This window comes from Streptomyces misionensis (assembly GCF_007896895.1).
GTDB lineage: Bacteria > Actinomycetota > Actinomycetes > Streptomycetales > Streptomycetaceae > Streptomyces > Streptomyces misionensis_A.
Genome location: NZ_VOGW01000174.1, coordinates 11205 through 33451 on the forward strand (window position 1 = coordinate 11205; position 22247 = coordinate 33451).

At 72.7% G+C, this 22247-nt stretch carries 16 protein-coding genes and 4 pseudogenes; 8 read left to right on the forward strand and 12 right to left on the reverse strand.

Features of this window, described 5'->3' with window-relative positions:
• Positions 1 to 103 precede the first annotated feature (103 nt).
• The 4 genes and pseudogenes from FRZ03_RS41470 to FRZ03_RS28800 form a co-directional block, all read right to left on the reverse strand.
• Positions 104 to 289: pseudogene (locus FRZ03_RS41470) on the reverse strand (2-oxoglutarate dehydrogenase E1 subunit family protein); the annotation flags it as partial.
• A gap of 301 nt (positions 290 to 590) precedes the next feature.
• Positions 591 to 1715 (reverse strand): HAMP domain-containing sensor histidine kinase, encoded by a 1125-nt coding sequence (locus FRZ03_RS28790; RefSeq protein WP_146468034.1) that lies wholly within the window; start codon positions 1713 to 1715, stop codon positions 591 to 593.
• Positions 1712 to 2455, reverse strand: a complete 744-nt coding sequence (locus FRZ03_RS28795; RefSeq protein ID WP_070026761.1) for a response regulator transcription factor — start codon at positions 2453 to 2455, stop codon at positions 1712 to 1714. The genes FRZ03_RS28790 and FRZ03_RS28795 overlap by 4 nt, the downstream gene beginning before the upstream one ends.
• Before the next feature lie 113 nt (positions 2456 to 2568).
• Positions 2569 to 3246: a spermidine synthase family protein gene (locus FRZ03_RS28800; RefSeq protein WP_146468035.1), complete on the reverse strand. Its 678-nt coding sequence runs from the start codon at positions 3244 to 3246 to the stop codon at positions 2569 to 2571.
• A gap of 178 nt (positions 3247 to 3424) precedes the next feature.
• Between FRZ03_RS28800 and FRZ03_RS28805 the strand changes: the two genes are divergently transcribed.
• Both FRZ03_RS28805 and lon read left to right on the forward strand, forming a co-directional pair.
• Positions 3425 to 4180 carry a rhomboid-like protein gene (locus FRZ03_RS28805; protein WP_261399388.1) on the forward strand — a complete coding sequence of 252 codons (756 nt, stop codon included), beginning with the start codon at positions 3425 to 3427 and terminating at the stop codon, positions 4178 to 4180.
• Positions 4181 to 4298: 118 nt separating this feature from the next.
• Positions 4299 to 6719 (forward strand): endopeptidase La, encoded by a 2421-nt coding sequence (gene lon, locus FRZ03_RS28810; protein WP_146468036.1) that lies wholly within the window; start codon positions 4299 to 4301, stop codon positions 6717 to 6719.
• A 69-nt stretch (positions 6720 to 6788) separates the two neighbouring features.
• Here the strand turns inward: lon and FRZ03_RS28815 are convergent, their stop codons facing one another.
• Complete coding sequence (locus FRZ03_RS28815) at positions 6789 to 7574, reverse strand: lysozyme (protein ID WP_398661284.1); 786 nt, start codon at positions 7572 to 7574, stop codon at positions 6789 to 6791.
• Between the two features lie 2 nt (positions 7575 to 7576).
• A pseudogene (locus tag FRZ03_RS40640) lies at positions 7577 to 8119 on the reverse strand (hypothetical protein); the annotation flags it as partial.
• Positions 8120 to 8503: 384 nt separating this feature from the next.
• On the opposite strand from FRZ03_RS40640, the pseudogene FRZ03_RS28825 reads away from it, so the two are divergent.
• Together FRZ03_RS28825 and FRZ03_RS28830 are read left to right on the forward strand one after the other, a co-directional pair.
• Positions 8504 to 11119: pseudogene (locus tag FRZ03_RS28825) on the forward strand (sensor histidine kinase); the annotation flags it as partial.
• Positions 11097 to 11798: pseudogene (locus FRZ03_RS28830) on the forward strand (styrene monooxygenase/indole monooxygenase family protein); the annotation flags it as partial. The pseudogenes FRZ03_RS28825 and FRZ03_RS28830, both read left to right, overlap by 23 nt.
• Positions 11799 to 11841: 43 nt before the next feature.
• On the opposite strand, the gene FRZ03_RS28835 reads toward FRZ03_RS28830, so the two are convergent.
• The 3 genes from FRZ03_RS28835 to FRZ03_RS28845 form a co-directional block, all read right to left on the reverse strand.
• A complete protein-coding gene (locus FRZ03_RS28835) occupies positions 11842 to 12867 on the reverse strand; it encodes a C40 family peptidase (RefSeq protein ID WP_146468038.1) in 1026 nt (341 codons plus the stop codon).
• Positions 12868 to 12982: 115 nt separating this feature from the next.
• Positions 12983 to 13303, reverse strand: a complete 321-nt coding sequence (locus tag FRZ03_RS28840; RefSeq protein WP_186785674.1) for a hypothetical protein — start codon at positions 13301 to 13303, stop codon at positions 12983 to 12985.
• Positions 13290 to 13949, reverse strand: coding sequence for a TetR/AcrR family transcriptional regulator (locus FRZ03_RS28845; RefSeq protein WP_146468039.1), 660 nt, complete (start codon positions 13947 to 13949; stop codon positions 13290 to 13292). The genes FRZ03_RS28840 and FRZ03_RS28845 overlap by 14 nt, the downstream gene beginning before the upstream one ends.
• Positions 13950 to 14079: 130 nt before the next feature.
• Here FRZ03_RS28845 and FRZ03_RS28850 point away from each other — a divergent pair, with 130 nt between their 5' ends.
• Positions 14080 to 14652 (forward strand): HutD/Ves family protein, encoded by a 573-nt coding sequence (locus FRZ03_RS28850; RefSeq protein ID WP_146468040.1) that lies wholly within the window; start codon positions 14080 to 14082, stop codon positions 14650 to 14652.
• 10 nt (positions 14653 to 14662) lie between these two features.
• Positions 14663 to 17005 (forward strand): helix-turn-helix domain-containing protein, encoded by a 2343-nt coding sequence (locus tag FRZ03_RS28855; RefSeq protein WP_146468041.1) that lies wholly within the window; start codon positions 14663 to 14665, stop codon positions 17003 to 17005.
• 83 nt (positions 17006 to 17088) lie between these two features.
• On the opposite strand, the gene FRZ03_RS28860 is transcribed toward FRZ03_RS28855, so the two are convergent.
• A complete protein-coding gene (locus FRZ03_RS28860; protein ID WP_146468042.1) occupies positions 17089 to 18027 on the reverse strand; it encodes an AurF N-oxygenase family protein in 939 nt (312 codons plus the stop codon).
• A gap of 124 nt (positions 18028 to 18151) precedes the next feature.
• On the opposite strand from FRZ03_RS28860, the gene FRZ03_RS28865 reads away from it, so the two are divergent.
• A complete protein-coding gene (locus FRZ03_RS28865) occupies positions 18152 to 19267 on the forward strand; it encodes a ferritin-like domain-containing protein (RefSeq protein WP_146468043.1) in 1116 nt (371 codons plus the stop codon).
• Between the two features lie 55 nt (positions 19268 to 19322).
• A complete protein-coding gene (locus FRZ03_RS28870) occupies positions 19323 to 20255 on the forward strand; it encodes a hypothetical protein (RefSeq protein ID WP_146468075.1) in 933 nt (310 codons plus the stop codon).
• Here the strand turns inward: FRZ03_RS28870 and FRZ03_RS28875 are convergent.
• Together FRZ03_RS28875 and FRZ03_RS28880 are read right to left on the reverse strand one after the other, a co-directional pair.
• Complete coding sequence (locus FRZ03_RS28875; protein WP_146468044.1) at positions 20239 to 20724, reverse strand: DUF3291 domain-containing protein; 486 nt, start codon at positions 20722 to 20724, stop codon at positions 20239 to 20241. The genes FRZ03_RS28870 and FRZ03_RS28875 overlap by 17 nt on opposite strands.
• Positions 20725 to 20767: 43 nt before the next feature.
• A complete protein-coding gene (locus FRZ03_RS28880) occupies positions 20768 to 22225 on the reverse strand; it encodes a penicillin-binding transpeptidase domain-containing protein (RefSeq protein WP_186785678.1) in 1458 nt (485 codons plus the stop codon).
• Between the last annotated feature and the right edge of the window lie 22 nt (positions 22226 to 22247).

Here is a 22247-nt window from a genome sequence, read left to right on the forward strand (position 1 = left end):
GGACGACCAAGCCGGGAATAACCCCGCGGCCGCCTGCGGTGCGAACGGGTGGCTCGTCGACGAGATCTATCAGCAGAACCTCCAGGACCCGAATTCGGTAGACCGCGCCTGGTGGGACTGCTGCGCCGATGACAAGCCCGGCGCGGTCTACCGAATTCGGGTCCTGGAGGTACTGCTGATAGATCTCGTCGACGAGCCACTCGTTCGCACCGAAGGCGGCCGCGGGGTTCTTCCCGGCTTGGTCGTCGGTGGTGGTGGAGCTCGGGTTACTGGGGGACTGTGGCGACACGGCGGCAACCGCCCTCTTCCGCTTCACAAGGTGATGGACAGCGGGAATAAAGGCTACGCCTTGGAGACGGGGAAGGTCAGGTCGGGCAGGTTCATCGTCGTGTAAGTCACATCGAAAATCTTGTTTCAGGGCTTGAAATGGCGGGAAACAAGCGTGGTTCCGGGTATGCCGGGGTGCGCGGGGCCGGCCCTGCGCCCCGGGGTTTCCACGGCCGGCGCGGGCTGGTGCCGATCACACGTGTCCAGCTGCGCGAAGACGGCGCGGACGGTCGTGGATCTTGTGCCTTCGCTGGAACTTTACGTCAACTTGAAGGGGAGTTCAGTCCCGGAAGGGTGACGATGATCCGGCAGCCTCGCTCGGATTCGGCCACACCGATCCGGCCGCCGTGCAGATCCACGGCCCAGCGGGCGATCGCCAGGCCGAGCCCCGTGCCGCCGTCGCTGCCGGGGCCGTGCGGCCGGGTGACGGCGCCCCGGTTGAACCGCTCGAAGACGCGGTGCCACTCCGAGCGGGGGATGCCCGGACCCTCGTCCAGCACCTCCAGCTCCAGCGAGTCCGGCTGGGGCCCGCGGCGGGCCTTCACGGTGACCCTGCCGTGCGGTGGGCTGTGCTTGACCGCGTTGTCGATCAGGTTGGCGACGACCTGGTGGATGCGCTCGGGGTCGGCGTGCGCGGTCAGTTCCGGCGGGGAGACGTCCAGGTGCAGATGGACGTCGGTGCGGGTGTGGCTGCCGGAGCCGGAGGCGATGCCAGCGCGCGCCGAGGCGACCATGTTGGCCTCCTTCAGCACGCCCGACAGATACGGCCACACCTCGAAGCGCCGCAGCTTGAGCGGTACGACGCCGTTGTCGAGCCGGGACAGGTCCAGCAGCGTCTCCACCAGCCGGCCGAGGCGCTCGGTCTGTTTCAGGGCCGTCCGCATGGTCTCCGGATCGGCCTCGGTGACCCCGTCGACGATGTTCTCCAGGACGGCCCGCAGCCCGGCGATGGGGGTGCGCAGCTCATGGGAGACGTTGGCGACCAGTTCCTTGCGCTGGAGGTCCTGGGCCTCCAGCTCGTCGGCCATGACGTTGATCGTCTGGGCCAGGTCGCCCAGCTCGTCCCGGCGGGACTCGCGCACCCGGCGGGTGTAGTCGCCCTGGGAGATGGAGCGGGCCACCGCGTTCATCTCGTCCAGCGGCATGGTGAGCGAGTGCGCCACGAACTGGGTGATCAGCAGGGTGGCGATCATCGAGAACACCATGATGAAGCGGAGCTCCGTCTTGGTGTGCACCGCGACGATCGACAGACCGGTGGTGATCAGGACCGCGATGACGACCAGCGCGCCCAGCTTGGTCTTGATCGAGAACGGGCGCACGCCGCCCCAGGGATCCTCGGCGCGGGGCCGGGGGTTCCCGCCTGTGGCCTGGCGCCCGTTTCCGCTCACGGGGTGGGCGTCTCCAGGGCGTAGCCGACACCGTGCACGGTGCGGATCCGCTCGGCGCCGATCTTCCGGCGCAGCGCCTTGATGTGGCTGTCGACGGTGCGGGTGCCGGAGGCGTCCGCCCAGTCCCACACCTCGGCCAGCAGCTGCTCGCGGGAGAGCACCGCGCGCGGGGTGTTGGCCAGGCACACCAGCAGGTCGAACTCGGTGGGGGTGAGGTGGACGTCCTCGGACTTCACCCGCACCCGGCGCTGCGCGTGGTCGATCTCCAGCTCGCCGAGGCGCAGGATGCCGGAGCGGGGCGTGGAGGCGGCGATGGCGGCCCGCTCCACCCGGCGCAGCAGCACGTGCACCCGCGCGGCCAGCTCGCGCATGGAGAACGGCTTGGTCATGTAGTCGTCGGCGCCGACGCCGAGCCCGACCAGCATGTCCGTCTCGTCGTCCCGCGCGGTGAGCATCAGCACCGGCACCGGGCGCTGGGCCTGCACGCGCCGGCAGACCTCCAGGCCGTCGAAGCCGGGCAGCATGATGTCGAGGATCAGCAGATCGGGCTGCCAGGCCTCGGCCGTGTCGACGGCGGCCGGTCCGTCGGCCGCGGTCTGCACCAGGAAGCCCTCGGCGCGGAGCCGGGCCGCGATGGCGTCGACGATCGTGGGGTCGTCCTCGACGACCAGCACCCGGCGCTGGGCGCCGGGAGTGGTAGTCGCCGCCGCGCCGCTCTGGGAGGTGTGTGTCTGCTCCATCGCCCGCCCCTGTTTGTTGCTTTCCGGAATCCGTGGGGTGATCCCATGACTGCGATCGACGCGCGAAAGATCGGCGTCAGGGCAGCACATTACGGGGATCGGCCGTGCCGTCGCTATCCAGGGCGGACGGCGAGGTGCACGGCGTCCGGAACTCCCCGGGCAACGGGCACCTCTTCGGTACGCACCTGTCGGAACCCGGCATTCCGCAAGGTTCCTTCAAATTCCGGAGACGGCTTCGCCGACCATACGGCGAGCACCCCGCCGGGCCTCAACACCCTTGCGCAGGAAGCCAGTCCGGCGGGCGAGTACAGGCTTTCGTTGTCCTCGGTGACGGTCCAGCCGGGGCCGTTGTCGATGTCGAGGCACAGCGCGTCGAACGTGTCCGATGTCTCATTGACGTAACGGACGAGGTCGGCTTCCACGATCTCGGTGCGCGGGTCGGCGAGCGCGGCCGAGGTCAGTGCGGACAGGGGGCCCGCGCGGTGCCAGTCGACGACCGCGCGCTCCCGCTCCACGACCACGATCCGTCCCCAGCGGGGATCTTCGGACGCGTGTGCGAGTGAGAACCCGACGCCCAGGCCGCCGACCAGCACCGACGGCGCCGGCCGCCCGTCGAGGGCGTCGTACGCGCGGTCGACCAGCAGCCGCTCCGAGCGGCCGTCGGAAGTGTCCATCAGGAAGCAGCCGTTGGCGATGATCTGGAGCAGCGCGCCGTGTCTGCGCAGCACCACTTCGCCGTACGGGCCGTCACGCCGGTCCAGGACCACGGGGGAGTCGTCGGTGGCAGCCATGGGGACCATCCTGCTCGAACGGCACGTTTCTTTCACGGTAATTGCGGATGCCGGGCCGGGAGCGCGGCGCGGCCGGAACGTAGGAGGTTGCCGTGAATCCGCCCTCCCGTGGCGTCGGTCATAGACAGCGGCTTGCCGCGGCGCCGAAGGTGGGCCGCGACGGAAGGAGCGCCCCACCGTGGAACGGACCGCGCCGGACCCCGTGGGCACGGACCTGCTGGACGGCGTGCCGCATCAGCGGGCCGCCGCGCCCTGGGTGCCGCCGGCCCGCCGTCGGCCGCTGCCGCCGCGCGCACGGCCCTGGCGGCTGCTGCCGACGCCCGCCGGGACGCCGTTCACCTTTGGGTTCGCGGCGGTCCTCGCCGCCACCTCGCTGTTCGCGGCCCTGGCGCCGCCCTCCCTGGTGTACGCGCTCCACCAGGGCTCCAGCACCGACGTGGCCCATCTGGTGCGCTCGCCCGCGGTGGCGCTGCTGGCCAGCGCGCTGTGGATCGCGGGCGGGATCGTCTCGCCGTTCTCGGCCGCGTTCGTCCTGGTGCTGACCGCGCTGGAACGGCGCGTCGGCGGGGCGCGGACGGCCTGCGTCTTCCTCGCCGGGCACGTGCTGGCCACGCTGGCGACGGAGGTCCCGGTGGGCCTCGCGGTGCTGGCCGGTCACCTGCCGGCGACCTCCCTGCACCGTCTCGACTACGGCATCAGCTTCGGCGTCGCCGCGTGCACCGGCGCCCTGGCGGGCCTGCTGCGCCCCTGGCTCGGCCGCCCACTCCTCGGCTGCACGGCGGCCGTCCTGCTGGCCGACCTGTTCGCCTACACGGACCCCCTGACCGACTGGGGCCATCTGGCCGCCCTGGCGATCGGCGCGGCGGCCTGGCCGTTCGTGCGCCGCTGGGCGAAGTCCGCCGACAGGGGCGGGTCGTCGCGCGACCAGCCGTGAACGCGCCTCCCACCTGCGGCGATCCGTGATCGCTCACAGCGAACACCCCGTTGGGAACATTCTCTGCGCGGCAAACATTGAGTCGGCATAGCTCAAGTTGACTGCCTAAGGGGAGATCATGGCTGCTGAGTCACCGGCGTTCACGCTCGTCCTGCCCGTGCTGCCGCTCGACGACGAGGTCGTGCTGCCCGGCATGGTGGTTCCGCTGGACCTGAGCGACGCCGAGGTACGGGCCGCGGTGGAGGCCGCGCAGGCCGCCGCCCGCTCGGAACCCGGCAAGCCCAGGGTGCTGCTGGTGCCGCGGATCGACGGCACCTACGCGCGGACCGGCGTGCTGGGCACGGTCGAGCAGGTCGGCCGGCTGGCCGACGGCGACCCCGGTGCTCTGGTCCGCGGCCGCAGCCGCGTGCGCATCGGCGCCGGCACCACCGGTCCCGGCGCCGCGCTGTGGGTCGAGGGCGCCCAGGTGGCGGAGACCGTGCCGGACCCGCTGCCCGGCCAGGTCGCCGAACTCGTGAAGGAGTACAAGGCGCTGGCCACCAGCTGGCTGCGCAAGCGCGGCGCCTGGCAGGTCGTGGACCGCGTCCAGGCCATCGACGGCGTCTCCGCGCTCGCCGACAACTCCGGGTACTCGCCCTTCCTGACCACCGAGCAGAAGGTCGAACTCCTGGAGACCGCCGACCCGGTGGCCCGGCTGCGGCTCGCCACCCAGCAGCTGCGCGACCACCTCGCCGAGCAGGACGTGGCCGAGACCATCGCCAAGGACGTCCAGGAGGGCGTGGACAAGCAGCAGCGCGAGTTCCTGCTGCGCCGTCAGCTGGAGGCCGTCCGCAAGGAACTGCGCGAGCTGAACGGCGAGAAGGAGGGCGAGGAGTCCGACGACTACCGCGCCCGCGTGGAGGCCGCCGATCTGCCGGAGAACGTGCGCGAGGCCGCGCTGAAGGAGGTCGACAAGCTGGAGCGGTCCTCCGACCAGTCGCCCGAGGGCTCCTGGATCCGCACCTGGCTGGACACCGTCCTGGAGATGCCCTGGAACGAGCGGACCGAGGACGCCTACGACATCCGCGGCGCGAAGGAGATCCTCGACGCGGAACACGCGGGCCTGGAGGACGTCAAGGAACGCATCACCGAGTACCTGGCCGTGCGCAAGCGGCGCGGCGACCGCGGCCTCGGCGTGATCGGCGGGCGGCGCGGGGGCGCCGTGCTCGCGCTCGTCGGACCGCCCGGCGTCGGCAAGACCAGCCTCGGCGAGTCCGTCGCGCACGCCATGGGCCGCAAGTTCGTCCGCGTCGCGCTCGGCGGCGTCCGCGACGAGGCCGAGATCCGCGGTCACCGCCGTACGTACGTCGGCGCGCTGCCCGGCCGGATCGTGCGGGCCGTCAAGGAGGCCGGGTCCATGAACCCGGTGGTGCTCCTGGACGAGATCGACAAGGTGGGCTCGGACTTCCGGGGCGACCCGGCCGCCGCCCTCCTGGAGGTGCTCGACCCGGCGCAGAACCACACCTTCCGGGACCACTACCTGGAGGTGGAACTGGACCTGTCCGACGTCGTCTTCCTCGCCACGGCCAACGTCCTGGAGGCGATCCCGGAGGCGCTGGCCGACCGCATGGAGATCGTGCGCCTGGACGGCTACACCGAGGACGAGAAGGTCGTCATCGCCCGGGACCACCTGCTCCCGCGCCAGCTGGAGCGGGCGGGCCTGGACCGGAGCGAGGTCATCCTGGAGGAGAGCGCGCTGCGCAGGCTCGCCGGGGAGTACACGCGGGAGGCGGGTGTGCGCACGCTGGAGCGGTCGATCGCCCGGCTGCTGCGCAAGATCGCGGCCCAGCACGAGCTGGGTGAGCGGGAGCTGCCGTGCACCGTCGCGGACGGCGATCTGCGCGCCCTGCTCGGCCGGCCGCGGCACGTGCCCGAGTCGGCGCAGGACCCGGCCGAGCGCCGTACGGCCGTGCCCGGGGTGGCGACCGGGCTCGCGGTCACCGGCGCGGGCGGCGACGTGCTCTTCGTGGAGGCGTCCCTCGCCGACCCGGAGACGGGCGCGGCGGGCCTGACCCTCACCGGTCAGCTGGGCGACGTGATGAAGGAGTCGGCGCAGATCGCGCTGAGCTTCCTGCGCAGCCACGGTGCCGAACTGGGGCTGCCGGTGACCGACCTGAAGGACCGGGGCGTGCACATCCACTTCCCGGCGGGCGCCGTCCCCAAGGACGGCCCGAGCGCGGGCATCACGCTGACCACCGCGCTGGCCTCGCTGCTCTCCGGCCGTCTGGTCCGCACGGACGTGGCGATGACCGGCGAGGTCTCGCTGACCGGCCGGGTGCTGCCGATCGGCGGTGTGAAGCAGAAGCTGCTCGCCGCCCAGCGCGCCGGGGTGACCACCGTGATCATCCCCAAGCGCAACGAGGCCGACCTGGACGACGTCCCGGCCGAGGTGCTGGACAAGCTGGAGGTGCACACCGTCGCCGACGTCCGCCAGGTCCTGGAGCTGGCGCTGGCGCCCGCCGTCGAGGGCGTGGCGCCGGAGGTTCCCGTGGCGGCGTGACGGACGCCGTGGGAAGGCGAGGCCCGGGTCCCGTGAGGGAGGCCCGGGCCTCTGCCGTGCCGGGGGCCGTCAGCCGTTGGCGAGGGCCTGGACGCGGTCGAGCGCGCCGTTGAACTTGTCGTGGTCGCCGACGGTCGGGCCGGAGGAGGTGTACTGCCACATCGTGTAGTACGACCAGCCGGCCGGCAGCGTCCCCGGGTCCGTGGCGTAGCGGGCGATCCACAGCGGGTTGTTGGCCGCGAAGCCGGCGTAGTTGCCGGTGCACTCGGTCCACCAGCTGGTGGCGGTGTAGATCACGGCGTCCCGGCCGGTGAGGGACTTGTACGTGTTCAGGAAGTCCGCGATCCAGCTGACCATCTGGCTCGCGGTCTTGCCGTAGCAGTCGGCGCCGTACGGGTTCCACTCGATGTCGAGCGCGCCGGGCAGTGTCTTGCCGTCCTTGGACCAGCCGCCGCCGTGTGCCACGAAGTAGCTCGCCTGGGTGGCGCCGCTGGTGGTGTCCGGGGTCGCGAAGTGGTACGAGCCGCGGATCATGCCCACGTTGTACGAGCCGTTGTACTGCTGGGTGAACGACGGGTTCGTGTAGTACGTGCCCTCCGTCGCCTTCGTGTACGCCCAGCGCACACCGCTGCCGTAGAGGGTGGACCAGGCCACGTTGCCCTGGTAGTTGGAGACGTCCACGCCCTCGGTCTGGGTGGCGTCGCCACTGGTGGGGGTGCCGTGCGTGCCGTCGTGGGCCGCGACGCCCATGCCCATGTGGGCGGTGCCGCGGGTGGGCGTGGACGCGGCCTGGGCGGAGCCGGCGGGGAGGGCGCAGGCCGCCGCCGCGAGCAGGGCCGTGACCAGGACGGCCAGCGGGCGCGGGCGGCCACCGCGGGGTCCGCCGCGGCCGTGAAGAACCCGCCCTCCTTGTTGCGCAGGGTGGCGTCCACCACCGCGTCGCTCGCGAGCGCGGAGCGGGGCAGCCGGGCGAGCCGGTCGTCCAGCACCGCGGTGACCTCGCCCCGGGGCGAGCGCAGCAGCAGCACCGAGTCGCAGAGCACCAGGTACTCGACCTCCTCCGCACCCCAGCGGGCCAGGACGACCGTCGCCTGAGGGGTGCGCGGGTGAGAAAGCTCACAGGTTCGCGCGTGTGCGTGCGCGGTGCGTTCGATCGCGCGGGAAAGGATCTCCGTCAGCGTCAGATCTCGTCCCCAAACGGTCAGTTCGGTCAACGCACCGCCGAGCCGCGCCGTGAACCAGGGGACGGAATGCAGACAACCCGTCTCGGCGGCGGGCGGTGTCACTCCATCCAGCAAGATCACGCAACCGCCCTGTCCGGAGGCGGGTAGTCCGACACCGGCGAAGTCCTCGTTGGGTCGGGTGGTGTCACCGGGTTCCGAAACGAGATCAGTTCGCATCCGGCCAGTCTGCACGAGCCCTTCACGAGTTCCGCCAAAGGCTGGCAATCACCCACGGTTTGACATGACCGCGGGGGCAAGCCGCCTGGTTTGGGAGGGAATGGCCCACTCCGGAAAAGCGCGGTGGCGAATATTGCCAAACCCTGCCCCGTGCGTCCAACCGGCCCGCCGTGCGGCGGCCCGGCACACGCCAGAGGAACTTGCCCGCCAACTCCCCTCCGGGGTTCACTCCTTCGGGTGGCGGGTCAGGTGATGCGCGACCACTGCCCACCGGCGCTGGGAGGGTCGGGAACCGTACGAACCGGGTGCACGCACCACTTGGCACCGAGCTGACGGGGCGCCACCCGGGCCCTTGGGTAGACGAGTTCAGGAATGCGAGCACCGGTGCAGATGAAGCGGCCTCGGCGCACAGGCAGGCAGACGGCCCCCCAGGGGACCGTCCCCGAGACTCCCGTGGGCACCGGCCGGCCCACGCATGTGCGCAACCGGCTGATCGTCGCCGTCGCCGTGGTGGCCGCGGCCGTCGCGGGGGCCGGGGCTCCCGCCCTGCTCACCGCGTCCGGCGACGTCGGCGACTCCCAGGAACTGGTGACCCTGGCCGCCCGTACCCAGGACGCCCTCGCGCTCGCCAACGCCCTGGCCGACGAGCGCGACGAGGTCACCTCCTACGTGGCGGCCGGGCGCCCGCGGTCCAAGGCGCCCTCCGAGGACCGCAGCACCCGCGTCGACCGCCTGGTGGAGGACCTGCGCGCCGACAGCGGCACCCCGGCGAGCCTGCGCGGCGACCTCGACGCCGTCTCCGCCGTCCGCCGCTCCGCCCTCACCGGCAAGAGCACGGCGCTGGAGACCCACCAGGCCTACTCGGCCGCCATCACCGAACTGCACCGGCTCGCCGAGCAGCTCGCCGACAGGACGCCCCCGCGGGCGGGCTCCGGCGCGCACGCGCTCGCCGAGCTGGACACCGCCGTCCAGCAGTCCGCCGCCGCCCGCGGCCTGCTGCTCGCCGCGCTGAACGTGCCCGCCACCACCCAGACGGTGATCAGCCCGGTCACCGGCCTGCCCACCACCACGACGGTCCCCGGCGAGGCGGACCGCAAGCAGCGCGACGCGCTCGTCGCCGCCGCCCAGCAGGCCCGGCTGCGCTCCGACGCGGCCCTCGCCGACTTCCGCGAGACCGCCCCCAAGCCGGCCGTCGACGCCTACGCCTCCACGGTCACCGGCTCCGACGTCAACTCGGCCGAGAAGTACCTGGACACCTTCACCGCCCGGCCCTCCCTCCCCGACAGCGCGTTCGCCACCAGCACCAAGAAGCTGGACGCGGCCCTGTCCGGCCGCATCGACCTGATGCGCGGCGCGGAGTCGGCCTTTTACGACCACCGCACCAAGGACCTGGAGCGGCTGCGGGACGACGACGTCACCGCCCTGGAGATCCGGGTCGCCGCCCTCGGTGTGCTGATGCTGGTCGCCGTCGGCATCGCCACGGCGATGGCCCGCACCCTCACCCGGCCCCTGTCCGTGCTGCGCCGCGGCTCCGCCCGGCTCGCCGAGCAGGGCGACCCGGCGAGCCGCGAGCCCATCGCGTTCACCGGCCGCAACGACGAGTTCGCGCAGGTCGTCCGCTCCGTCAACGCCCTGCACGCGCACGCCGTCGCCCTGCACGAACGCGTCGCCACCCTGGAGACCGACCGCAAGCACCTGGTCCGGCAGCGGCAGAAGATGGCGGACGCCCGCGAGGAACTGCGCGCCGAACTCGCCGACGTCACCGCCGAGCTGCGGCGGGTGCGCGCCGGCATCGGCGGCACCTTCGTCAACCTGGCGCTGCGCACCCTCGGCCTGGTCGAGCGCCAGCTCGCCGTGATCGAGGGCCTGGAGGAGCGGGAGCAGGACCCCGAGCGGCTGGCCACCCTGTTCAAGCTGGACCACTTCGCCACGGTGATGCGCCGGCACAGCGAGAACCTGCTGGTCCTCGCCGGCACCGAGCACGTCCAGCAGCACCACGCGCCGGTCCCGCTGGTCGACGTGGTCCGCGCGGCGGTCAGCGAGATCGAACGCTACGAGCGGGTCCGCATCGCCGCGCTGCCGCCGCACGCCCACCTCGTGGGCTTCGCCGCCGACGACCTCTCCCACCTGCTGGCGGAACTGATGGAGAACGCCACCACGTTCTCCCCGCCGGACGTGCCGGTCGAGGTCTCCGGCTGGCTGCTGGAGTCCGGCGAGGTCATGCTCTCCGTCCAGGACGAGGGCATCGGCATGGCGGAGGACCGCCTCACCCGCCTCAACGCCCGGCTCGCCGACTTCGACCCCGACTCGGCCTACGACCAGGAGGGCGACGACGGCCTCGGGCTCGGCCTGTACGTCGTGGCCCGCCTCGCCCACCGGCACGGGGTGCGGGTGCAGCTGCGCGAGCAGAAGCAGGGCGGTGTCGCGGCGGTCGTGGTGCTGCCGGCCACCCTCCTCGCCGACGCCCCCGCCACCGCCGTACCCGCGCAGACGGCCACCTCCACCACCGGCACCTTCTCCCTGCCGGGCGCCGCCGCCGAGGTCAACTCCAACGTCCTGCCGACCCGCCCGAAGGACGGCGCCGACCAGGCCGGGCAGAGCGAGCAGCCGGACGCGACCGATCCGCTGGTCGCGCTGGCGGAGAAGGCGGTGCGGGACGCCGGGGTGGAGTCCCAGCCGCAGCCCAAGTCCCGGCCTGAGCCTCACTCCGCGTCCGAGCCGGAGCCGCAGCCCGAGTCCGAGCCGGAGACCGAGTCCGAGCCGCGGCCCGAACCGGAATCCGAGTCCGAGCCGGAGAAGGCGGCCGGACCGGCCGGTGACGAGGCCGTGCACGAGCAGGCCGGCCCCGGCGCGGAGGAGACCGAGGCCCGGCCGAAGGCGCCGCTGGAGACCTTCGCCGAGACCACGATGGAGCTGCTGCTCCCGGTCACGGACCCGGCGACCGACGAGCCCGCACCCACCGAGCCCGCGCCTGCCGGGCCCGCGCCCGGAGCACCCGGAGTTCGACGCGGTCCGCTGCAACCTGGTGCCGGGCGTCGGCGAGCTGTTCGTCATGCCGACGTTCACCGTCTCCGGGCGCGCCGACATCCTGTTCTGGGAGGGCATACCCGGCGGCCCGCTCGACGTCTTCAACGGCGTCAAGGACCCGGCCGAGCACCTCTCCCTGACCCTGGAACTCATGGAGCGGTTCACGCCCTGGGAGTACGCGCGGGCGACGAAGGTCGAACTGACCGACGCGGGCGGCACGCTGGCCGGCCGGTACGCGCCGACCGTGCGCAACCCGATCGGGCGGCTGCCCTCGGGCGGTCTGGTGCTCGGCGTGGCCGACGTGGTCGTGGCCAACGACCCGATCACCGGCCAGGGCTCCAACTCCGCGTCCAAGTGCGCGGCCGCGTACCTCGCGTCGATCCTGGAGCGCGGGGACCAGCCGTTCGACGAGGCGTGGATGCGCGAGACGTTCGACCGGTACTGGGCGACGGCGCAGCACGTCACCAAGTGGACGAACGCGATGCTGGCGCCGCCGCCGGAGCACGTCCTGAACCTCATCGGCGCGGCCGGGCAGCTGCAGCCGGTGGCGGACCGGTTCGCCAACGGGTTCGACAACCCGGCGGACTTCGAGAACTTCTTCTACGAGCCGGACAAGACGCAGGCCTACCTGGCGTCCGTCGCCGGGGCCTGACCACCGCGGGGGCGCGGGCGGCTCCCCGCGCCCCCGAGGGGCGCTATCCCGGGCGTACGGCGCCGAGGACCGGATTGGACGCCAGGGGTGAGATCTTGACCGAGGCTCCCGGCCGCGGGGCCTGTACGACCTTCCCGTCGCCCACGTAGATGGCCACGTGGGTCGCCTCCGGGAAGTAGATCACCAGGTCGCCGGGGCGCAGTCGGCGCAGCGGCACCCGGCGCAGCCGTCTCCACTGCTCCTGGCTGGTGCGGGGGATCGGGGTGCCCGCGTGCTGCCAGGCCTGGGAGGTCAGGCCGGAGCAGTCGTAGGCCGACGGGCCCTGGGCGCCCCAGACGTAGGGCTTGCCGAGCTGCTTCATGGCGAAGCGGACGGCGCTTTCGCCCCGTGGGGAGGCCGGGCGGTCGTCGGGGAGCGAACCCGCGGCGGTGAGGGCCTTCTGGGCCGCGTCGACGCCCTGCTGTTCCAGGCGGGTGACGGCGTCCAGCTGGTCCGGGGAGAGGGCCGCCAGCAGGCGTTCCACGTCGTGGAGCTTGGTCTGCACGGCGTCGCGTTGTTTCTTCTGCCGGCCGGCCAGCGACTGCTGGGTGTCGAGGGCCTTGCGGGCGGCGCGGGCCACGGCGTCCTTGCGCCGCTCGGCGCCGGTCAACCGGTCGACCGTACGGGCGCGTTGGCGCGCGAGTTCCTCGATGACATGGCTCTCGTCCAGCACCTGCTGCGGGTCGGGGGCGAGCAGGAGGCTGATGTAGGGACCGAGGCCGGACGCGCTCTGGTACTGCTGGCGGGCCAGCCGGCCGGCGTCGGCGCGGCTGTCCTGGAGCGCGATCCGGGCCCGGGCCAGTTCGCCGTCGAGCCGCGTCACCTCGGCCTTCTGCCGCTGGAGCCGGTCGGCGGTGGCGTCGTAGGTCTCGGTGGCCTGCTCGGTCTGCCGGTAGAGCGTCTGCAGGTCCGTCAGCAGCTGGGAGACGGACCGCTGCGGCTGCGGTGCGGCGCCGGCGGGCACCGGCGCGAGGGCGGCCTGGGCCGCGACGGCGGCCGTACAGGCCAGGCGCAGCAGCTTTCCTGACACGTCATCACCTCGGGTGCGGAAGGGGTGGGCGCATTGCCGGGCCCTATCGCACCGCGATAATCAGACGTATCCGGGTGGGGCGCGCGCCGCGTGTGGGCGGTTCGGCGCATCCTTGTCACCCGTGCGTGTCACCCGGCTTGCCGGGCCGTGTGGCACGGGGCCCGGACCAGGGCCAGCGGAGCCGGCCGCCGGAGGTGTCGTCGGGGTCGTACGCGTACTTCCAGCCCTGGATCAGCCCGAGTCGCTTGCTGTGGCCGCGCGGCACCCGCCGGTACACGTACACGGTGGGCGGGCCGCCGTCCGGGGCGGGGACGGGGATGCGGTACGTCTTCGGGGGGTGCCCGGTCGGGCCGACCAGGACGGGCAGCACCCGTCCGTCCATGGGGCCGCCCTCGAACGGGGTGTCCTGGCTCTTCACGGTCTCAGTCTCGGCCATCGCGCGCGAAGGTGCCGACGAGGGCGGCGGTCTGCTCGTCGCGGGCCGCGGTGACCGAGAGGACGGCGACGAACTGGTCCACCAGCCAGTCGCGCAGCTCGTCGGCGGGCGGCTGCTTGTCCTCGTCCAGCCAGATCAGGGAGGCCGCCTCCACGGCCGTGATCCACATCCGCACGGTCATCCGCAGCCGGGGGCCGGCGTCGGCGGCGCCGAGGTGGCTGAGGATGTGCTCGGCGGCGGCCCGGCGCACCCCGTCCACGATGGCCGTGGTGCGCGAGGTCTCCGCCACGCTGCCGCCCCGCAGCAGCGCCGCGAACCCGGTGTCGTGCTCGTCCACGAAGGCCAGATAGCGCTCCAGGGCGCGGGTCAGCCGGGCCAGCATCGGCCCCTGGCGGGGCTCGTCGAAGCACTGCCGCAGCGCGTCGGCGGCCGACCCCAGCGCGGCCTCGTACAACTGCTGCTTGCCGCCCGGGAAGTACCGGTACACCAGCGGCCGAGACACCCCGGCCGCCTCCGCCACGTCGTCCAGCGACACGTCCTCGGGCGCCCGGTGCGCGAACAGGGACAGCGCGGCGTCGAGCAGCTGGCGCCGGCGCTCCTCGACGCTGAGCCGGCGGTAGGCGGGGGTGGCGGCCTGCGGGGTCATGCCACGCAGCGTAACGTGCGGGCCCGGGGGAGCGCCGGGCCCGCGGCGGGCGCTCGACATCCGGGAGACCACCGGATACACACAGGGGGCCGGGCCGGCGGCAGCGACGGCGGACGAGAGGGAGTGCGCGATGACGGTGCGGGTGTTGAGGGCGGACGGACGCCCGGCGGCGCCGTGGAAGAACGGGGGCGGGCTGACCCGTGAGATCGCCGCGGCGCCGGTCGGCGCGGGGACGTCGGACTTCGCGTGGCGCGTCAGCCTCGCCGACGTGGACCGGGGCGGCCCGTTCTCCCGCTTCGAGGGGGTCGAGCGGATCATCACGCTGGTCGACGGCCCCGGCATGGTGCTGACCGTCGACGGGACCCCGCACACCGTGGCCGAGCGCTACGTCCCCTTCGCCTTCCCCGGTGACGCGGCCACCGACTGCCGGCTGCTCGGGGGTCCGCTCGTCGACTTCAACGTGATGACCCGGCGCGGCCGGGCCGCCGCACGGGTGGAGATCGTCCGCGGGCGGAGGGCGTTCTCGGCCCCCGCCGGGGGCACGCTGCTCGCCGTGGTGCTGGAGGGGTCCGCCGTCCTCGAAACGGCGGGCGGAGCCCTCGGCCGCCTCGACGCGGCCCTGACCGACGACCCCGGCGACGAGGCCCTCGCCGTCTCGGGCGTCGCCGCGCTGGTCACCCTCACCCGCACGGCCGCGACATAGGATCGGCGTCGTGAACGCGGGTGGGGGAGGCGTCGGAGCGACGCCGTTCGGCGGACTGCTGCGAGCGTTGCGGCTGGCCCGCCGCTGGACGATCGAGGAGCTCGCCGAGGCGTCCGGCGTCTCGGTGCGCGCGATCGGTGACATGGAACGGGGCCGGAGTCTTCGTCCGCAGCGCGGCACGGTCACCGCGCTGGCCCAGGGTCTGGAACTGGACGGGGCGGCGCACTCCGAACTGCTGGCGGCCCTGCGCGCCGGACGTCCCGCGGCGCAGCCTTCCGTCCCGCCGGCGTCGCCCTACACGCTGCCCAGAGGCGTGCGGGACTTCGTGGGCCGGCACGCGGAGCTGGCCGCGTTGCGGGCCCTCGTGCAGCGGTTCGTCACGGAGTCCCGGGCGGAGGGCGCGGGACGCTCACCGGCTCCGGTGGCGGTGCTGTCCGGGCCGCCCGGCAGCGGCAAGACCACCTTGGCGGTCAGACTGGCCGAGGAGTCCGCTCCGTCCTTTCCGGACGGAGCGTTCCTGATCGACATGCGGGGCCTCGACGCACAGCCGCTCTCGGCGGATCAGGCCGTGCTGCGCCTGCTGGGCGCCTGGGGCGTGGCCGACGCCGAGCTGGGCCGGCGCAGTGCCGAGGAGCGTCTCGCCCGGTTCCAGGCGACCGCGGCCGCTCTCCGCGCGGTCGTCGTCCTCGACAACGTCGGCAGCGAGGCACAGGTCAGACCGTTGCTGCCGCGCGGGGGAGGGCTCCTTCTCGTGGTGAGCAGCCGACGCACGCTCGCCGGTCTGGAGGGAGTGCACCGTGTGGAGCTCGGCACCCTGACCCGGGAGGACTCCGCCTCGCTGCTCCGGGCCGTGGTCGGCGCCGACCGCACCGACGCGGAGCCCGCGGCCGTCCGCGCCGTGACCGAGTTGTGCGGGCACCTTCCCCTGGCCCTGCGGGTGGCCGCGAACTGGGCGGCCGCCCGCACCAACTGGAGCCTGCAACGGCTCGCCGACCGGCTCGCCGACGAGGAGCGCAGGCTGGAGGCTCTCAGCGCCGGAGACCTCCGTGTCAACACCGCCTTCGCCCTCTCCTATTCGCGTCTGGCCTCCGGCACCGCCCGCATGTTCCGGTTGCTGTCGCTGCTGCCCGGGGCGGATTTCAGCGGTCCGTCGGCGGCCGTGCTCGCGGACACGTCCCTGCCGGCGGCCGAAGACCTGTTGGAGGAGCTGCTCGACGCGGGTCTGCTGACGGCCTCGCGCGGGGACCGCTATCGCATTCACGATCTTCTGCGGCTGTACGCGGGGGCTCGCCGCCGTGCCGAGGACGGCGACGAGGCGTCGGTCGCCGCAAGAGCCCGCCTGCGGGCCTGGCTGCTGGACACGGCCGTCCTCGCGGGCCGCTGGTACGAGCCGGACCACGGTGCGCCGCCGCCGGCCCCCGGCAGGCTGGTCGCCCTCGACGACCGCGAGCAGGCGACGCGGTGGATGAAGACGGAGAGCGACAACTGGCTCGCCGCCTTCCGCGAGGCCGCGGAGGCCGGTGAACACGCCAAGGTCGTCGAGGTCGCGGACGCGACGATCTGGTTCTCCGACCACTGGGTGTCCTGGGGGCACTGGATCGAGGTGTACAAACGCTCCGCCGAGGCCGCGGCAGCCCTCGGCGACCCGGTACGGGAGGCCAGTCACCGCAACAACCTGGCCGGGGCCTACTGGATCGGCGAACGCCGCCACGACAAGGCGGTCGGCGAAGCCCGGCACGCGCTCGCCATCGCCGAGAAGTGCGGGGACGTGACTCAGCAGGCCTGGGCCCACCACCATCTCGGCGGACTGCACGCCCTGGTCGACGACCTGCCGCCCGCCGCCGACCACTATCAGCGCGCCAAGGAGCTGTTCGCGCGGGCCGACGAGGTCAACGGGTACCTGGCGGCGTCGAACATGACCATCAGGGTGGCGGAGAAGGCCGGTCGCCCGCGGCAGGCCGTCGCGGCCTACGACGAGGTGATGGACCTCCTCGACGCCTCCGAACACCGCGACCGCATTCCGCCCAACGTGCGGGACACCACGGTCACGTTCGCCACGTTCTACGTGTCGTTCGCGCACCTCAACCAGGGGCGCTGGCAGGAGGCCGTCGACGCCCTGCGTCTCGCCCGGGGGCGGCTCACGGCCCACGGCTGGCACGAACGGGCGGGCACGGCCCACCTGCACATGGCTCACGCACTCGTCCACCTCGGCCGGCTCGCCGAGGCGGAGGCGGAGTACCGCTCCGTGCTCACGATGGCGGACCTTGTCCCCTCGGCCATGCTGGACGACGCCCGTGCGGCCCTCGACGCCCTCGCCGCCGGTACGCCGTCCCCGCCCACCCGCTTCGTCTGACCCAGGTCGGCGGCCACGGAGCCGGGGCCACGACCGGGAGACGGTCTCGGACGCCTCCTGGCCGCGGCCCCGGCGGCCGGTGGTCACGCCAGCAGGCCCGAGGACCGCCACAGCCGCCGCCCGACGCCCCGCAGCACCCCGATGTCGTCCAGGAAGTCGGTCAGCCGCTTGGCACCGGTCTGCATGACCTCCCGGCGGTGGGCGCTGGCCTTGACCTGGGCCATGGCCTCGCGCTTGTCGAGGCCGACGTTGGTGTAGACGTCGGGGTTGACGAACGCGACGGAGAAGACGCGGGCGAACTCGCCGGAGGTGACCCGGGTGAACTCCTGGGACCAGCGCGGGGCGGTCACCATCTGGCGGCGCAGCTCCTCGCGGGCGTAGCGGACATGGCGGGCCTCCTCCACCACGTGGATGCGGGTGACGCCCCGGATCAGCGGCTGCACCCGCTCGTCCGGGAAGGTCAGCCGCTGCATCCAGTCCAGGATCTCCTCGCCCAGCAGGGTCGCCGTGAAGGAGCCGGGGGCCGTGGAGATGGTCTTGAAGAGGCGGCCCAGGTTCAGGTGGACCTTGCTGACCGGGTACCAGGGGGTGCCGCCGTGCGAGATCAGCCGTGCGAACATCTTGGAGTGGCGGCACTCGTCCTCGATCTCGGTGAGGGCGTAGCGGACGTGCGCGCTCGTGGCCGCCTTGTCGTAGATGTGCCGGACCAGCAGCTGCATCAGGATGATCTCGAACCAGATGCCGAGCGAGGCCAGCGCCGCCGCCTCGTGCTGGGAGAGGAGGATGCGCTGCTCCTCGCTCATCCGCCGCCACATCGGGGTGTCGTACAGCGACACCAGCTCCGGCGGCCAGAACCACTTGCCCTCCTCGAAGGGCGCCTCCCAGTCCAGCTCCTTGTCCGGGTCGAAGGAGTGCTTGGCGGAGGAGACGAGCAGTCGTTCGGCCACCTGTTCCCGGTCCTTGAGCAGGCCGAGCGCATCGCGCAGGCCGTCCAGCGCGTCCGCTTCCGTCAGGGTCGTCATGGCTCCGTCACCTCGTTACCCGGGGGTATGTCGTCCAGTCACTTATGAGACTGCTTGTCAGCAAGGCCGTCAATCCCCTGCGCAGGACTTGTTGACCGCGCCCGCGCGTGTGAGCCTGCGAGGTATGCCCACCCATGACCTGTACGCCAACGAGCCCGGAGACCCCGCCTGGCACGTGCCCGCGTCCGGTGCGGCCAGGTTCAGCTGGGAGTACGACGACGGACGCGACCGCCTGCTGGCCCTGTACCAGAAGGGCAAGGACAAGCAGTGGGACGCGACCAGGCGCATCGACTGGGACCTGGAGGTCGATCCCTTCGACGCGCTCGGCACCCCCGACGAGGCGATGGTCCTGTACGGGACGCCGTACTGGGACCGGATGACCGGCAAGGACAAGGGCGAGCTGCGGCGGCACTTCGCCTCCTGGCAGTTCAGCCAGTTCCTGCACGGCGAGCAGGGGGCGATGATCTGCGCGGCCCGGATCGTGGAGTCGGTGCCCGACCTGGACGCCAAGTTCTACTCCGCGACCCAGACCATGGACGAGGCCCGGCACGCCGAGATTTACGGCCGGTTCCTGCACGAGAAGATCGGGCTCCTCTACCCGATCAACGACAACCTCCGGTCGCTGCTGGACGACACCCTGCGCGACAGCCGCTGGGACATGCCGTACCTCGGCATGCAGGTGCTCATCGAGGGCCTCGCGCTGGCCGCGTTCGGGATGATCCGGGACACCACCACCAAGCCGCTGCCCCGGCAGATCCTGACCTACGTCATGCAGGACGAGGCCCGGCACGTGGCCTTCGGACGGATGGCGCTGCGCGACTACTACCGCCGGCTCACCGACGCCGAACTGCGCGAGCGCGAGGAGTTCGTCATCGAGGGCTGCCATCTGATGCGCGACCGGCTGCGCGGGGTGGAGGTGCTGGAGAACTTCGGCATCGCGCGCGCCGAGGCCGAACGGCTCAGCGAGCGCTCGGAGTTCCTCCAGCTCTTCCGCAAGCTGCTGTTCAGCCGCATCGTGCCCTGCGTCAAGGACATCGGCCTGTGGGGCGAGCGGCTCCAGCGGGCCTACGTCGACATGGGCGTGCTGGAGATGGGGGACGCGAACCTGGACCAGCTGATGGCGCAGGACGAGGAGCTGGCCGACCGGCTGGACGCCGAGCGGTTCGCGGCGGAGGAGCGGGAGCGGGTGGCCGAGGTGACGGAGGCGATCCGGGAGGGGGAGGGCCGGGAAGACGGCTGATTCCGGCCTCGATGGCCCTTTGTCCACCCTCGTGCAGTAGCGTGCTGGCGTGTCCATGCCTCCGCAGCCGCCGCCGTACCCCGATCAGCCGCAGCCCCCGTACGGCGGGCAGCCCCCGTACGGCCGGCAGCCTCCGCAGAATCCCGGCCCGTACGGCCGGCAGCCTCCGCAGAATCCCGGCCCCTACGGCCAGCAGCCTCCGCAGAATCCCGGCCCCTACGGCCAGCAGCCTCCGCAGAACCCCGGCCCGTACGGCTCGCCGTACCCGCAGCAGCCCTACCCGCAGCAGCCCCAGCAGCCGCAGCCCCCGTACCAGGGCTGGAACGGCATGCCGCCCGTGGTGCCGCCGCCCCCGAAGAAGAGCCGGGTCGGTCTGGTCCTCGGGATCGTCGGCGGTGTCGTCGTCCTGATCGTGGGCGGTCTGGTCGCGCTCGGCGCGATCGGGTACAAGGCGGCGACCAGCTTCCCCGACGGGAAACGGAAGCTGACGCTGCCCCAGACGCTGCTCGACGGGAAGTACGAGCTGGCCAAGGACCTCTCCGACACCGAGGGCAAGCAGATCGGGCAGGAGGCGGACGGCGCCTGGGACGCCAAGGACACCCACGGCGTCGTCGGCAGCTACAACCTCGGCGGCGACGAGACCAAGGGCACCCTGGTGGTGTCGGGCATGTACGGCCGGTTCAAGAACACCGACACGGCCCGGCGCAACATGATGAAGGGCGCCGCCCAGTCCGACGGCGCCAAGGTGGCCGTGCCGCCGAAGGACTTCGCCCTGGAGGTCACGGTCAGCTGCGAGGTGCTGACGCAGGACCAGCTCGGCACCACGGTCACGCTGCCCATGTGCGCCTGGGCCGACGACAACACCGGCGCCACCGTGGCCATCGTGGACACGGAGACCGTCTCGAAGGACCCGTCGAGCGTCGACCTGGCGGCGCTCGCCAGGCAGACCATGCAGGTCCGCTCCGAGGCGGTCAAGCCGATTCTCTGACCGCCGGCTCCGCGCCCGGCTCGAACGGCGACCGCAGGGTGAACGCGTACGCCGTCGGGCCGTGCGCCCGCAGGTGCAGCAGCCGGTCCTCCGCCTCGGCGACCGTCGGGCGGTGGCCGGCCGGCACCCACCACAGCGCGGTCATCGCCTCCTCGACGTGCTCGAAGAACTCCCGCCGCCGGGCCAGCAGTTCCCGGTGCCGGCCCCGGTACATGAACGCGGTCAGGGCCTTGGTGTCCCGCCACACCGACATGTTGACGATCAGCCACGGGTCGCCGAGGACCGGCACGTCGGTCGCGTTGCCGGAAGTGCTCTGCAACCGCCAGCGGAAGCCGTCCGAGGCGTCCGCCACCGCGTTCACCGGGTCGAGCCCGTCCACGAAGTCCTTCAACTGCGGTGCGTCCAGCGGGTGTTTGAGTCGGGCGATGTTGACCTGGGCCAGTTCGTGCGCGGCTGCCGTATCCGTCATGGGCGAACCGTAGATCGGGCCGGTCGCCGTCGGTAGCCCCGTCTCAGCGGCCGAGCACCGCGCGCATCACGTCCCGCGCGATCGGGGCCGCGTCGCCGCCGCCGCTGATCTCGCCGCGGTCCGCCGAGGCGTCCTCCACCACCACGGCGACCGCCACCCCCGGCTCCACCGCGTCGTCGGCCTGCGCCCACGAGACGAACCAGGCGTACGGCACCCCGGTGTTGCCCACCCCGTGCTGGGCGGTGCCGGTCTTGCCGCCGACGATCGCGCCCCGGATGGCCGCCCGGGTGCCGGTGCCCTCGCGGACCACGCCGGTCATCAGATCCTTCAGCCGCCGCGCCGTGGACGGCCGCATCACCTGGCGGACCGGGTGCGTCCCACCGCCGGAGACCGTCTCGCCCCCGCGCCGGGTGGTCCGCTCCACCAGGTACGGCGTGTGCAGCCGGCCGTCGTCGGCGACGGCCGCCGCGACCATCGCCATCTGCAACGGGGTGGCCCGCGTGTTGTACTGCCCGATCGACGACAGCGCCAGCTGGGCCTGGTCCACGTGGGAGTCGAAGGTGCTGGGCGCCACCGAGAACGGGATGCGCACAGCGGTGTCGTTGAACCCGAACGCCTCCGCCGTCTTCTTCATGTCCCGCACCCCGACGTCCACGCCGAGTTTGGCGAAGACCGTGTTGCAGGACCACTCGAAGGCGTCCCGCAGCGAGGTGTCCGCGCAGCCGTCGGCCTCGTTGGTCAGCCGGGTCCGGGTGCCGGGCAGCCGGTAGGGGTCGGGGGAGTCGGTGCGCGCGTCCGGGTCGCTGACCACCCCCGCGTCCAGCGCCGCCGCCGCGGTGACCACCTTGAACGTCGAACCCGGCGGATAGGTCTGGCGCACCGCCCGGTTGAGCATCGGCTTCTCCGGATCGCTGTTGAGCCGTGCCCACGCCGAGGCCGTCGACTCGCCGTTGCCGGACAGCTGCGCCGGGTCGTAGGAGGGGCTGGTCACCAGGGCCAGGACGCGGCCGGTGGCCGGTTCGATCGCGGCCACCGCGCCCTTGCGGCCGGCGAGCCCCCGGTACGCCGCCTCCTGCGCCGCCCGGTGGAGCGTCGTCACCACGTTCCCGCCCGGACTGCGCCCGCGCGTCATGTCGTTCCACAGCGGCAGCGGCTGGAGCAGCGGATCGGTGCCGGAGAGCACCCCGTCCTCGGTGTGCTCCAGGAACGTGGTGCCGTACGACTGGGAGGCGAACCCGGTCACCGGGGCGTACAACGGGCCGTTGCGGTAGGTGCGTTCGTAGCGCAGCTGCTCATGGGTGTCCACGGAGCCGGTGACCGGTTCGCCGCCGACCAGGATGTCGCCGCGCGGGTGCTGGTAACGGGCGATGGCGGCCCGGCGGTTGGCCGGGTTGCCGGTGTAGGTGCCGGCCTGCACCAGCTGCACCCGGGCCGCGTTGACCAGCAGGGCCGCCAGCAGCAGGGTGCAGAAGGCGCAGGCGTGCCGGATGCAGCGGGCCATCGGCCGCCCGCCCTCGCCGCCG

What these genes read in the sequence shown, in the direction of transcription:
- FRZ03_RS28795 (WP_070026761.1), bottom strand. Translation starts at nt 2,455, where the DNA reads ATGGAGCAGACACACACCTCCCAGAGCGGCGCGGCGGCGACTACCACT.
- FRZ03_RS28800 (WP_146468035.1), bottom strand. Translation starts at nt 3,246, where the DNA reads ATGGCTGCCACCGACGACTCCCCCGTGGTCCTGGACCGGCGTGACGGC.
- lon (WP_146468036.1), top strand. Translation starts at nt 4,299, where the DNA reads ATGGCTGCTGAGTCACCGGCGTTCACGCTCGTCCTGCCCGTGCTGCCG.
- FRZ03_RS28840 (WP_186785674.1), bottom strand. Translation starts at nt 13,303, where the DNA reads ATGGCCGAGACTGAGACCGTGAAGAGCCAGGACACCCCGTTCGAGGGC.
- FRZ03_RS28845 (WP_146468039.1), bottom strand. Translation starts at nt 13,949, where the DNA reads ATGACCCCGCAGGCCGCCACCCCCGCCTACCGCCGGCTCAGCGTCGAG.
- FRZ03_RS28850 (WP_146468040.1), top strand. Translation starts at nt 14,080, where the DNA reads ATGACGGTGCGGGTGTTGAGGGCGGACGGACGCCCGGCGGCGCCGTGG.
- FRZ03_RS28860 (WP_146468042.1), bottom strand. Translation starts at nt 18,027, where the DNA reads ATGACGACCCTGACGGAAGCGGACGCGCTGGACGGCCTGCGCGATGCG.
- FRZ03_RS28865 (WP_146468043.1), top strand. Translation starts at nt 18,152, where the DNA reads ATGCCCACCCATGACCTGTACGCCAACGAGCCCGGAGACCCCGCCTGG.
- FRZ03_RS28870 (WP_146468075.1), top strand. Translation starts at nt 19,323, where the DNA reads ATGCCTCCGCAGCCGCCGCCGTACCCCGATCAGCCGCAGCCCCCGTAC.
- FRZ03_RS28875 (WP_146468044.1), bottom strand. Translation starts at nt 20,724, where the DNA reads ATGACGGATACGGCAGCCGCGCACGAACTGGCCCAGGTCAACATCGCC.
- FRZ03_RS28880 (WP_186785678.1), bottom strand. Translation starts at nt 22,225, where the DNA reads ATGGCCCGCTGCATCCGGCACGCCTGCGCCTTCTGCACCCTGCTGCTG.